Below are 12577 nucleotides of genomic sequence, written 5' to 3'. Positions count from 1 at the left end.
CCGTCTACCGTCCTTCCAGCCTCAGCAGCTGGAGCTTCCGCTCCAAGCCGCCCGCGTAGCCGGTGAGCGAACCGTCGGCGCCGATCACCCGATGGCACGGCCGGACGATCAGCAGCGGGTTGGCACCGATCGCCCCGCCCACGGCCCGCACGGCGACACGCGACGCGCCGATCCGCGCGGCGATCTCCCCGTACGTGGTGGTCGCCCCGTAGGGGACGGAGTCGAGGGCGCCCCAGACCTTCTCCCGGAATTCGGTACCGCTCGCCCTCAACTCCAGCTGGAACTCCTTGAGTTCACCGGCGAAGTAGGCCGTGAGCTGCTCTCGGGCGTCCCGGAACAGCTCGGGCGCTCGCCGCCAGTCCGGCTGGACGGTGCGGCCGCCCTTCTGGCCCGGCACCGACAGCGAGGTCAGGGCCCCGGACTCGTCTGCGGTGAGCAGGAGTTGGCCGACCGGGCTGTCGAGCTCGGCGTAGTTGACGTTCGTCATGATCGGTGCTCTTCCAGCTCGCTCGGGGGCCTGGGTTCTGTCCGGTCGGCCACTCTCAGATGGTGCAGGGCGTAGGAGCGCCAGGGGCGCCAGGCGTCGGGGGCGTCCTCGTCCGGTGGTGCCACGTCGGGGTCGCCGAGGGCGCGGGTGCGGATGACGGCCACGGCCCGCGGGTCCATGCCGGGCAGGGCGAGCAGCGCCGCCTGCGCCTCCTCTCGGTCGGCTCCCGGATCCAGCCGCAGGGTGCCGTCGGCGAGCGCTGTGGCGAGGGCGCCCAGCGTGCCGCCCGCCTCCGCGAGTGCGGCCGGCTCGGGAAAGACATGCGTGAGCGTTCCGCAGGGGGCGTCCAGCAGCTTCCCGTACGCCCGCACGAGGCGCTCGGCCTCCTCCCGGCCGACCAGGGCCCGTATGGCCAGCTCCTCCGGGTCGGCGGCCCCGGGCGAACGCAGCCCGGGCCTGGCTGCCACCAGCGGTGCCAGTCGCTTGTCTGCTGCCAGCCGCTCGTCCACGGCGTACGGATCGGAATCCAGGTCCAGGAGCCGCCGCAGTCGCTGTACCGCGGTGGTCAGATCGCGCAGGTCCGTGAGGTGCAGCCTGGCGTCGAGCCAGCCGCCTGCGTGGGCGGGGGCCCCGGACTGCCGCTCGCCGACGGCCACGATTCCGGTGCCGTACGGCAGCCGCAGGGTCCGACGATAAGTGCGGGAGCCCTCGCCCCCGGCGACCTCCTCCACACCGGCGACTGCCTCGGCGGCCAGCAGGTCGAAGACCTCACCGGCCCGGTAGGGGCCGCGGTAGGCCAGACGCAGCGGGATCCCCGCCGACGGAGTGGCCGCACGGCGCGAGGCGGCGCCCCGGCGGGGTGCGGCGGCGCGCAGCTCGGTCGGTGTCGAGGCGTACACCGTGCGGATCGTGTCGTTGAACTGCCGCACACTCGCGAAACCGGCCGCGAAGGCGATCTCCGTGATCGGCAGCTCCGTGGTCTGGAGCAGCACCCTCGCGGTGTGGGCCCGCTGGGCCCGTGCCAGGGCCACCGGGCCTGCGCCCACCTCCGCGGTGAGCTGCCGCTGCACCTGACGGGCGCTGTAGCCGAGCCGCACGGCGAGCCCGGCGACTCCCTCGCGGTCCACGACCCCGTCGCCGATCATCCGCATCGCGCGTCCCACGACGTCCGCGCGTACGTTCCACTCGGCGGAACCCGGCGCGGCGTCCGGGCGGCATCTGCGGCAGGCCCGGAACCCGGAACTCTGCGCGGCGGCGGCCGTCGCGTAGAACCGGACGTTCTCCCGTTTCGGCGTCACCGCGGGGCAGCTCGGCCGGCAGTAGATCCCCGTCGTCTCCACCGCGAAGAAGAACTCCCCGTCGAACCGGGCGTCCCTGCTCCGCACCGCTCCATACCTGGTCTCTTCGTCAATCACCCCTCCAGTCTGCGCCGCCGCCGACCACCCGGCTGGCGGAAATCGGACGTGACGCTCTTCGTCGGTGGGTGGGGCGGGGCCGTGCCGGTATGTCACGTTCGCGACTGCCGTGCATACTGCCCTGGGTTTCATCGGTGAACGTTTCCAGCGGGAGCCGTACGTCGCGAACGTTGACATACCGGCACGGCCCCGCCCCGCGTGCGTCGGCGGCTTGCGGCCCGGTGGGGGACGGCCGTCGGCGCCGTACGGCCCGAGGGGACGTGGCGGGGTGTCCGCCCGCAGCGGATGGCGCGTCCGCACCGGGCACCCTGTTCGAAACTTACGCAGTCGCGCCAGACCGAGGACGGATACCCCGCCGCGGCCCCGCCCCCCGGCTCCTGGGCAGGCGCACGACCGGGATCTGTAGACGACCGACGGCATTCGGCCCCACCCACCCAGGGGCGCGAGGAACTGCGCGACCAGCCACGACCCACCTGCAGACACACGCCGACCTCAGCCCCTCCCACCCAGGGGCGCGGGGAACTGCGCGAGCAGCCCCCGCGCGCCCGCGGACAAAATCAGCGCCCCCGAACCCCCCGCTTCACCTCCATCGCGGCGCGCCCCTGCGCCCCCCTCCGCTTCCACTCCTTCCGAAGCTCCGCTCGGACCCGCGCATCCGTCTTGGCCACGATCCGCTGGTTCTCGCGAAGGAGCTTCCGGTAGCTCTCGAGCCGCCGCTCGGGCAGCACCCCGGAGCCCGCGGCAGCGAGCACCGCGCAGCCGGGCTCGGCCTCGTGCGCGCAGTCCTGGAACCGGCAGGAGGCGGCAAGCTCCTCGATCTCCGAGAAGACCTGCCCGACGCCGCTCTCGGCGTCGAAGAGCCCAACCCCGCGCAGCCCAGGTGTGTCGATCAGTACGCCCCCGCCGGGGAGGACGAGCAGGTTCCGGGTCGTGGTCGTGTGGCGGCCCTTGCCGTCCATGTCACGTGCCGCCTGGACGGCCATCACGTCCTCGCCGAGGAGCGCGTTCGCGAGCGTCGACTTGCCGGCGCCCGACTGGCCGAGGAGCACGGACGTCCCGCCGGCGACGACGGCGCCGAGGACGTCGAGGCCGTCTCCGTCCGTGGAACTGACGGCCAGCACCTGTACGCCCGGTGCCGTCGTCTCGACGTCCTGGACCAGGTAGGCCAGGCCCACCGCGTCCGGTACCAGGTCCGCCTTGGTGAGCACGACCAGCGGCTGTGCCCCGGATTCCCAGGCCAGCGCCAGGAACCGTTCGATCCGGCCGAGGTCGAGCTCCACCGCCAAGGACACCGCGATGATCGCGAAGTCGACGTTGGCGGCGAGGATCTGCCCTTCCGACCGCTTGGAGGAGGTCGACCGCACGAAGGCGGTACGGCGTGGGAGGTACTGCTGTACGTAGCGGGGGTCCCCGCCTGCGTCGACGACGGCCCAGTCGCCGGTGCAGATGACGCGCAGTGGGTCGTTCGGTGTCACGAACTCGGTGTCGACCCGGACCAGCCCGTCGGCGGTGATCACATCGCACTGTCCGCGATCGACCCGTACGACTCGGCCCGGCACGAGCCCCCGCTCCAGGTGGGGGCCGAATCCAGCAGCCCACTCGTCGTCCCAGCCGTAGGGCGCGAGCGGGTGGGCGGAAGAAGGCAGTGAAGAAGAGGAAGACAAGGGGTGACCCTTCGAAGGGTGGCCCCGGCCGCGCGCATTCGGGCGCGGAGAAGGTGGATGTCAGCCGGTGACCACAGAGGTGGATTCGATGAACTTCCGGATGCGGGCAGCGCCCAGCTCGATGACAGCCATCGATCACACCTCCTTGATCACACCAGCATGATGTTCGCGGTGGAGACCCACCATCAGAACAGTCCGACCCTAGCCCGCTCCTCCGCCCGAGCCCATCGATTTATCGCCCGGCCTCAACTGTGCGTGCAGCTGCGCCCGTTCAGCATGAACTCGGTCGGCTCTCCGTTGCCGTTGCCAGGCTTCCAGGAGCCGAGGAAGCCGACCGCGAAAGAACCGCCCGCGGCGACCGACTTGTTGTAGTCGGCGGCGCTCGCGGTGACGCGGGAGCCGTCCTGGTCGAAGTTGCCGTCCCACATCTGGGTCACCTTCTGGCCGTCGGGGAAGGTCCAGCTGACGCGCCAGTTGTTGAGGGCGTAGTCGGACTTGACGGTGACGGTGGCCTGGAAGCCGTCGGGCCACTCGTTGACCAGTTCGTAGCGGGCGTGGCAGACGGCGGGTTCGCTGGGGTTGGGGTCGGCGCCGTCCTCCTCGGCCGAGGACGTGGAGTCGCCCTGGGGCTCCTTCTCCGACGCGGAGCCCGTGCCGGCGTTCTCGTCGGTCTTCCCGGTGTTCGATTCGGAGGCCTGCGGGGAGGACGTGGAGGAAGCGGTCGAGCTGATGCCCGATACCGTCGGCACGGGGTCGACCGAGGGGACCTGTTGGCCCACGGGCTCCCGGCCCGCCGTTCCTTCCAGGGAGCCGGAACCCTCGTCCTCGCCGAACGGCGCCAGCGTGACCGCCAGAGCGAGGAGAGAGACGCCGACTGCGGCGGCGATCAGTCCGACCCGCCCTATCCGGGCGCGGCGTCCTTCGGCCGCGTCGGCGTCCGGCTCGTCCGGGTCGTCGTCGGCCGCGCCGCGGCTGAGCCCCGACTCGACGGCCCTGCGGCGCCGCTCCAGGTAGGCGAGCCCGCCCCATCCGATGACCCCGCCCGCGAGCGCGGCGGGCAGTCCTCCGCCGGCGAGCCGCAGACAGGCGGCGGCCTCCGCGCACTCGACGCAGCGCGCGAGGTGCCACGACAGGTCGTCGGGCACCTCGGCGGCCGGTGAGCGGGTGACCGCGTCGAGGAGCCGGGCGTAGCTGCGGCACTCCTCGGAGAGCGGTGTGTCGAGGTGGTTGCGGTGGCAGCGGTCGCGGAACACTCCGCGCACCTGGTGCAGTTCCTCAGCCGCGCCCTCCGGGTCGAGGCCGAGCCGGCGGGCCACGGAGGTGACCGGCAGCGCCTCGACCTCCGCCAGCCACAACAGCGCGGCATCCGGTTCCTGCATGTCCCGCAGCCCGCGCAGGGCGAGCGGCCGGTGCAGGGGCGGTCCCGAAAAGCGGGCGGCCTTGTCGGAGTTGAGCCACAGGCGAAGGTCGGGGTCGAGACGGTCGCCCTGGCCCCTCGCTTCCCAGATGGCGGTCGTCTGGCGTACGGCGGTCAGGAGCAGCGGTATTCGGGGCAGCCGGGGTGTGCGGGCCCGGCGCCCGAAGTTCTTGCCACTGGACTCGGCCTCGGCGGCACGCGCTTCGCGTATGCCGAGCGAGAACGCCTCGGAGGCCAGTTGGCGGGCATGGGTGGAGGCGCCGGTACAGAGATCGGCGTACGAAAGGACCGCGTCCCAGCACTCCGAGAACAGAGTGGCCTCGGCGGCATCCTGAGGGGTCGGCAGGTCTGGCATGGGTGGGGACTTCACCTGCATCCACAAGCGGGGTCAACTCACCTGGGTAATACGGGAGTTGAGGGGGACGTCTGCGACGGGACCAGAGTTTTTCACGGTTCCTGCACAACTGACAAGCGGCACTTGCACATCCGGTTACCGCGGGTCGCACGTCCCACCAGACCCCGCGGCCTCAGGCGTGCTTCAGTCGTACACCAGTTGTACGTCCCGGCAGCCCCAAATGACTCAACCGACCGTCCCTGGAACTGCCGTACGTCCCCATCCGACCCGTCCCCTCAGACCGCGGGCACCTCTTCCGTCACCTCGTTCGCCGGCAGGCTGTCCATGAACGAGCTGACGGAGAAGACGGCCCGGCCAGGACCCGGCTCGCCGTAGCCGGGCGGCGAGGAGAGCCCGAAGTCCTCCATCGTGGAGCGGTAGGCCTCAAGGAGCCGGATGTGGTACTCCAGCGGCGCGCCCTGCGGATTCGCCTTGCCGAGCGGGGTCGTCGGCTCCGGGCACCAGGTGGTGAAGCGGGGCGTGATGCCCTGCGACATGAAGAAGCGCAGGCCCTCGGTGGTGGAGGCGATGGCCTCGTCGACGGTGGTGAAGCCGAAGGGCTCCGCCATCTCCACGCCCGCCACGAAGTTGGGGATCACGTTGCGCGCGCCGAAGATCTCCGCCGAGTCGAGGATGCGCTTGTGCCATTCGTCCCGGCCGACGTAGCGCTCCTTGCCCGGGCAGTACATCTTGAACAGGTACTCGTCCCACACCTCGTAGTTGGGGTGGTAGATCTGCACGCCGTGGTCCTTGAAGCGCTGTACGTCGTCGCGCGGGAGTGCCTGGGCGACGACCTTGCCGATCCAGCGGCCCGGGAAGTGCTCCTCGATGGCCTTTGCGTACATGCCGTAGAAGTCGGCCTCGTCACGGCCCTGGAGCTTGGACGTGATGGCGCCGCCGGTGAGCGTGTAGGCGGTGGACGCCTTCGCCGTGTCGTACCGGTCGATGATCTCCAGCGCTTCGAGGACCTCGTCCACGTCCTTGACCCCGGTGTACGGGCGGCCCGCCGCCTTGTGCTGGCGCCAGTTGTGGTTGATGTCGCAGTACTGGCACTCCTCCTTGGCGCCGAAGTACTGACAGACGCGGAAGACGGTGAGGTAGATCAGGTAGCCCCACTGGATGGTCGGGGCCACCTCCATCACGGACTTCCCGTTGGCGAGCTTGTGCCGGTAGTACTCCGGCATCGGCGGCACGCCGACGTCCGAGATCCGCTTCCCGTCGAGGTAGAGGCCGAGCACACCGTCCTCGCTCGCTGCCACGCGGTACGGCGAGGACGGGTTCACACGCACGGACACGACGGTCCGGCGCAGGTCGTACGGGCCGCCGGTGAGGATGATCTCCTCCGGCGGGCGGCGCAGCGCGGCCTCGCCCAGCTCGGGCAGGGTGCCGTGATCGAAGGAGAAGATGAAGTACGACTTCGGCTTGACGTCCCCGTCCTCGTTGTCGCTGAGCGCGGAGTCGTCGAAGGCCACGCCCCCACGGAGCAGGTCTTCCTTGAAGACGGCTTCCCGCGGTACGTGCGGGAACCTCTCCATCAGGTCCTCGACCAGCGCGGTACGGCTGCCCATCCCGTCCTCCTAGCTCCCGGTGCTCCCGGCTGCTGTGCTCGACTCCTCACGGTATGCCCCTCCTCCCGGGCCCGTGGTGCCGGGTCCCTCCTGGTGGCGAGCTCCTCCTGGTGGCGAGTCCCTCCGGGTGGCGGGGCCGCGTCTAGAGTCACCTCCGTGACCACCTCCCCACCCGTAGCCCTCCACCACACGGACCACCCCGGTACGGGCCCGGCCCTCCTCCTGGTCCACGGGTGGGGCGGCGACGGCGACGACTGGGCGCCCACCCTCCCGTACTGGCGGCACCGGGTGATCGTCCCCGACCTGCGGGGCCACGGCCGCTCCCCGAAGCCACCCAGGGGCTACGGCCCGCGCGACTTCGCCACCGACCTGGCGGACCTGCTGGGCCGGCTGGACCCGGGCCCGGTGATCGCCGTCGGCCACTCGATGGGCGCCCAGGCCGTCACGGCCCTCGCGGTGGAACACCCGCATCTTGTACGGGCGTTGGTGGTCGTCGACCCGGCGTACGGAGCGGATGAGTCGGAGGCCTTGCGCATTCCCCGGGAGCAGGAGGAGCTACGGAGGGAGGGCGCGGAGTGGGCCGCCCGTTTCGTGGAGGGCGCCTTCCGGCCGGGCGTGCATGACCAACTGCGCGATCGGCAGAGGGGGTTGATGGCCGGCATGGACCCGGAGGTGCTGGCCCAGTGCCGCGACGGCATGTACCTGGCCCCGGACGCCTTCGGCCTGCGGCCTGCAACCCGCGCGTACCTGGCGCGCCGCACCCACCCCGTGCTGGCCGTGTACGCGACCATCACCGCCGCCGACTTCGAGCGCGACACCCTCACCCAACCAGGCGCCCGCATCGAGGTGTTCGAGGACTGCGGCCACTACCTGCACGAGGAACGCCCCCGGGAATTCGTCTCGCTCGTACAGGAGTGGTCCACGCCCCCCTCCCCCTGAGGGGCGCGGGGAACTGCGCGACCAGCCACAGACGACCCGCAGCGATCACCCCTCATCGGGCAGTTGGTACCAGAACTCGATCTCCCCCACATTGCAACGCCCGTTGTGCCCGTCGTAGACACGGATCCGCTGATACGACACCCGCTCGGCGAGCCGGAACTCGTACCACCGGGCCGCGTCGACCCCGCCGACCGTGTGGAAGTCGGTCCAGTCGGCCCCGGCCCCGTCAGCGCCGCGAAACACCGTTCCGTTGGCGCGGCTCAACTGGTCGCCGCGAGGGTACAGACGGATGCGATCGACGGTGATCGGCCCCGAGGCGCCCGCGTCGATGTCGATCCAGCTCTCGGCGGCTGTGGTGTCCGTGTACGTGGTGGTGTCGCCGTCGAAGGCCCGCCAGCCTGCGGCCTCCTTGGTTCCGGTACCAGGCCACTGGGTGGTGGAGGCCACCACCATGGACGGTGTGACCTGGAACTTCCGCAGCAACGTGTCGATGGAGACCAGGAGTTCATGGGCTGCGTACACGGCGTCGATGCGGTCGGACTCCGGGTCGCCGGTCGTCCTCTCTATGCGGTCGAGTTCGGCGGTGAAGGCCGCGTACGACTTCTTCGTCCAGTCGGCGGCGTCCGCCTTCCGGGCCCGGGCGAGGACCTGGGCGAAGGTCTCGGCGACCGCCACGGCCACGGCCGAGTCACGGGTGCCGCCGACGACGAGGGCCGCCGTCACCTTGTAGGAGCGGGTGCCATGGCGCAGGTTCTTGTCCTCGTACGTGTACTCGCGTGTGTCCTTCTTCAGAACCTCCCACTGTCCGCCGCCTGTTGAGCGGGAGAGTGTGAAGGTGAGAGCGTCGTCGGGCTTGTTCCAGCGGACGGTCGCGGTGTCGGCGTCGCGCTCTACGGAGAGCAGGAGCGCGTGCACGCCGAGGGTGTCCACCGCCACCTTCGCGAACTCCGCGTCGCCCGTGGCCACGAAGCCCGCGTGGACCGCGTACGGGAAGGGCGTGAAGAGTGTTGCGACCGTCACCCAGGTGGTGCCGTCGGACGACACCTGGCCGTGCACGCGGTGGCTGCCGGCGTCCCGGACGATCCGCAGGTACGGCGTCGCGGCCAGGGTCTGCCCGTCGAGGCGGCGGGTGATGGGTGAGCGCAGGTCGTCCTGCCAGTCGTGGCGGCTGTCGCGGGTGCGGTTGTGGAAGACGAGCTGTCCGTCCTTGTCCGCGCCGAAGAACAGGTGGCGGGTGTCGGCGGCGATCCGGTCGCGGAGCATCAGCCCGGTGAGCGGACCGCGTGCCCCGGAGACCCGGGCCGTGAGGGTGAAGCTTCCCGTCAAGGGGCGGCTCACGTAGTGGAGTTGGTCTTCGATATCGCGGGAGGGCACCTTGTAGTCGTCGCCCTTGCCGAGTCCGTCGCCGCGCGCGCCGAGCACTCTTATCGTCGAGCCTCGCACCGCCGTGCTGCCCGGCCTGGCCTTGCGCAGGGCGTCGTCTCGCCAGCCCGAGTTTCTGAGGCCGGGCGAGGCGGGCTTGGGGAGTTCGATTCGGATGGTGTGCGAAGTCCAGCCGGGGCCTTGGCCGTTGACGGCTGTGACCGTGTAGAAGTATGTCTCGCCGGGGCGGGCCGATGCGTCCGTGAAGTGGTGGCCGGTCTCCTTCGCCGCGAGGACCTTGTACGGACCCTGCTGCCGGGTCGCTCGCCGCACCTCGTAGTGCGCGGCGCCCGCGGTCGTCTGCCAGGTCACCGTGACCGCTCCGTCGCCGGGGAGGGTGTGCACGAAGTCGACGTGTGCGGGCGGGAGTTCGGGCTGCAGCGGTGTCGGCAGCTTCAGTACCAGGCCGGTCTTCGGCGGGACCCTCACCTTGCCGCCGCGCACCGGGAGTTCCTTGCCACTCACCAGGTCCAGCACCGTCGAGCCGCTCGAACCGGTGGCCGAGGGCACCTCCACCTCGTACGACCGCTCGTTCCCGTACGTCCTGCGAGTCGTGTTGAAGACGAAGAAGTAGCGGCCGTAGCGGGCGGTCAGCAGGTCCGGGTAGCCCGAATAGGCGTGGTCTGCCTCGAAGTTCTCGCGGTGGACCGTGCCGACGCCCGGCTGGTGGGTGATGGGCGCCAGTTCGCCCGCCAGGGCCTGAAGCGCGGAGGAGTCGGCCGTCTGCTGGTCCTCCATGAAGTCGACGTCGATGTTGTCCATGCGGGCCCAGTAGTCCTCGTACTGGAAGCGGGCGTTGGTGTTGATCTGCACGATGTGGTCGCGGTTCGCCTGCCGGACGTGCAGGCGGCCGTTGCGGGCGAACCCCCGCTGGCGTTCGTTGAGTTGGCCCCAGAGATGGAGATCGCCGTCTCTGAGCGAGACGAACATGCAGTCCACGTCGACCCACGCGAAGCGCTCGTAGTCGGCCCGCTTCACCGCGAGTGCGGTCAGCTCCGCGGCCGTGTAGTGGGCGAAGTCCGTGTGTGGGTGGACGATTCCGGTCGGCTCGTGGGCCTTCAGGTAGGCGTAGGTCTCGCCGAGCGCGAGGTCGTACTTGTTCTTGCCCGTGACGGAGGCGAAGGAGTTGAAGTACTGGTGGTCGGCAAGCTGTTGCTGGGCGAAGCCGACCGCCTCGCGGGCGTACGAGCGGGTGGCCGTCCAGCGGTTCGCGGTGTACCGGTCTGCGTGCTCGGCCATGTGCCGAGCCAGAGACACGTAGTTGAGGATCCGACCCTCGGAGATGCGTAGGACATAGCCCGGGAAGCCCGGGTAGTTGGTGTTGCGCTCGTCGATCACCATCTCCATGCGCATGGTGCGCTTGAGGTTGTCGCCGAGGTCGGTCATCCGGGCCAGGGAGCGGGCGTGCAGGTTGCGCAGCGCGATCTCCAGGATCCGGTCGTTCAGGTCCTCGTCGCCCTTGTGTCCCCAGGTGCGGTGGAACCACTCGGGCAGGTAGTTGGTCGCCTCGCCGTAGTTGGCGACGTAGCCGTTCTCGCGGGTGTGGCCCGCCTCGGTGATCGTGGTGTAGTGCTTGCCGAGGGGCAGGCGGCGCACCACGTTGCCGGCCTTGTCCTGCTTGGACTTGGCCAGGCCCTTGATGACGTACTTGATGTAGTCGTCCGTCCAGCGGGCCGTGGTGTCGTGGTAGAAGAGCGAGTGGAAGAGGTCCAGGTCCTGGCCGTCGGGTCTGACGAGGACCTCCTCGCCGAGGAAGGGCAGCCAGCCGAGTGCCTCGCCCGCGATGCGGTGGCTGCGCGCCTTGCCCTCGTAGAACTCCGAGCCGATCACCCGCAGCCCCTCGTGGGCCTCCCAGGCGCCCTCGTACGTGTACATCACCTGGTTGTAGATGTACGAGAGCCGCGAGCGGGCGTAGTCGAAGTTGGCCTTCAGGACGCGGCCCCAGGCGGCCCGGCGGGTCAGCGGTGAGCCGTCGAAGTCGACGTCCTTGAGGGAGGTCTTCCCTTCGCTGGTGCCCGTGGTGAAGGGCTCGTCCAGGAATGCCTCGAAAGCGTCGCGGCCCAGAACATCCTTGTCCGCGATGAGGTTCTCGACGATGTAGAGGGCCTCGCCGAGTGCTCCGTAGTAGCCGCCCCAGTCTCCCTGGTGGCCGCCGCGGGCCAGGAGTCTCGTGTCGGCGTAGTAGTCCTTGGTGTGGTTGTCCAGGCACTTGAAGACTCGCAGGAGGGCCGTCCGACGGTCGGTGGCGGTCCGTGCCGGGCACCAGCCGGCCTGGGTCAACGCGGAGGCGTAGAAGCGGAGTTCGTCCTCGTAGCGGACGATGCTGAGGCGGGCGGTCGCCGATGCGTCGATCTTCGCGGAGTGGTCGTTGAAGAGCTTCACCTGGCCGGCCACATAGCCGTCGACAAGTGCCTGCTTCTGCGGCTCGGTCAGGTCCGCGACCGTGTCCGTGGGTGGTGTGAAGTCGGCCTGCGGCTCGTCGCTCACGTCGAGGTACGCGCCGGTGTGGGTGTACGCGCGGTAGTAGCCGCGGGAGTCGGCGGTGACCTTGGCGGCGAACGCGGCGTCGTAGGTGCGCAGGGTGATCTCGGCGCGCTCGCGGCCCTTGGTGTGCTCCAGCGGCAGCATCACGGTGGCGTAGAAGAAGCGGCCGGGCAGCGGACGGACCGTACCGGTGTTCAGCGCCTCGTAGTCGCCGGAGCGGCGGTAGCCGATCTGCTCGCCGTTGATGTACGCGATCGTCTTGTACGGGGAGGTGTCGCCGCCCCAGAACTTCACGGTGAGGTAGTTCTGGTGGAGGGGGTCGACCCTCATCGTGAAGCGGAGGTCGCCGGTCTTGATGTCGGGGGTGGCCAGGGGCTTGGCGACTCTGGCCCGGTCGCCCGCTTTGCCGTCGACGGCGGTCGAGTCGGGGGCGTGGAGGCCGTGCGCGGTCTCGGAGTCGGGGTCGCCGAAGTCGACGAGGTCGAGGCGTCTCGCGCCGTCGGCCTCCGCCTCCCCTGCGGCGGACGCTTCCTCGGCCCCTGCGGCGGACGCCTGCTCGGGGGCGGTCCAGGACCAGCCGGTCAGCGCGAGAGCACCGGTGCCGGCGGCGGTACCGGCCAGGACGGATCTTCTGGTGACGGACATGCGGGATCCTCACGGCGGGGATGGGAGCGGGAGGGGTCGGATCGGCCGGAGGCGGGAGGGCTTCGGGCCGTTCGGGGCCGGGTGCTCGGGCAGCCTTGCGGACGCGGCCACGGGGGCGGCCGTGCGAGCGCGGCTACCTCAA

General features: G+C 70.3%; 7 protein-coding genes. 1 reads left to right on the top strand and 6 read right to left on the bottom strand.

The window, feature by feature from the left end:
- Nucleotides 1-4: 4 nt before the first annotated feature.
- From ACFWXQ_RS10475 to ACFWXQ_RS10455, 5 genes are all read right to left on the bottom strand, one after another.
- Entirely contained in the window at nt 5-487 is a 483-nt protein-coding gene (locus ACFWXQ_RS10475) for a methylated-DNA--[protein]-cysteine S-methyltransferase (protein ID WP_383950839.1), read from the bottom strand.
- Nucleotides 484-1899, bottom strand: a complete 1416-nt coding sequence (locus ACFWXQ_RS10470; protein WP_383950880.1) for a DNA-3-methyladenine glycosylase 2 family protein — start codon at nt 1897-1899, stop codon at nt 484-486. Before ACFWXQ_RS10470 ends, ACFWXQ_RS10475 begins: the two co-directional genes overlap by 4 nt.
- A gap of 560 nt (nt 1900-2459) precedes the next feature.
- On the bottom strand, nt 2460-3566 hold the full coding sequence (gene rsgA, locus ACFWXQ_RS10465; protein ID WP_383939379.1) for a ribosome small subunit-dependent GTPase A: 1107 nt from the start codon (nt 3564-3566) through the stop codon (nt 2460-2462).
- A 245-nt stretch (nt 3567-3811) separates the two neighbouring features.
- On the bottom strand, nt 3812-5338 hold the full coding sequence (locus ACFWXQ_RS10460) for a cellulose binding domain-containing protein (RefSeq protein WP_383939382.1): 1527 nt from the start codon (nt 5336-5338) through the stop codon (nt 3812-3814).
- Between the two features lie 275 nt (nt 5339-5613).
- Nucleotides 5614-6945 carry a radical SAM protein gene (locus ACFWXQ_RS10455; protein ID WP_383939385.1) on the bottom strand — a complete coding sequence of 444 codons (1332 nt, stop codon included), beginning with the start codon at nt 6943-6945 and terminating at the stop codon, nt 5614-5616.
- Between the two features lie 156 nt (nt 6946-7101).
- On the opposite strand from ACFWXQ_RS10455, the gene ACFWXQ_RS10450 reads away from it, so the two are divergent.
- On the top strand, nt 7102-7884 hold the full coding sequence (locus ACFWXQ_RS10450; RefSeq protein WP_383939388.1) for an alpha/beta fold hydrolase: 783 nt from the start codon (nt 7102-7104) through the stop codon (nt 7882-7884).
- A gap of 45 nt (nt 7885-7929) precedes the next feature.
- On the opposite strand, the gene ACFWXQ_RS10445 is transcribed toward ACFWXQ_RS10450, so the two are convergent.
- On the bottom strand, nt 7930-12435 hold the full coding sequence (locus ACFWXQ_RS10445) for a Tat pathway signal protein (protein ID WP_383939391.1): 4506 nt from the start codon (nt 12433-12435) through the stop codon (nt 7930-7932).
- Between the last annotated feature and the right edge of the window lie 142 nt (nt 12436-12577).

The organism is Streptomyces sp. NPDC058697 (genome assembly GCF_042715345.1).
Classification (GTDB): domain Bacteria; phylum Actinomycetota; class Actinomycetes; order Streptomycetales; family Streptomycetaceae; genus Streptomyces; species Streptomyces liliifuscus.
The sequence above is the reverse complement of the archived record's forward strand: the minus strand, read 5'-3'. Positions and strand labels throughout refer to the sequence as shown.

Excerpts from the sequence above, each read along its gene's own strand:
- ACFWXQ_RS10460 (WP_383939382.1), bottom strand. The coding sequence starts at position 5,338 with ATGCCAGACCTGCCGACCCCTCAGGATGCCGCCGAGGCCACTCTGTTC.
- ACFWXQ_RS10455 (WP_383939385.1), bottom strand. The coding sequence starts at position 6,945 with ATGGGCAGCCGTACCGCGCTGGTCGAGGACCTGATGGAGAGGTTCCCG.
- ACFWXQ_RS10445 (WP_383939391.1), bottom strand. The coding sequence starts at position 12,435 with ATGTCCGTCACCAGAAGATCCGTCCTGGCCGGTACCGCCGCCGGCACC.
- ACFWXQ_RS10475 (WP_383950839.1), bottom strand. The coding sequence starts at position 487 with ATGACGAACGTCAACTACGCCGAGCTCGACAGCCCGGTCGGCCAACTC.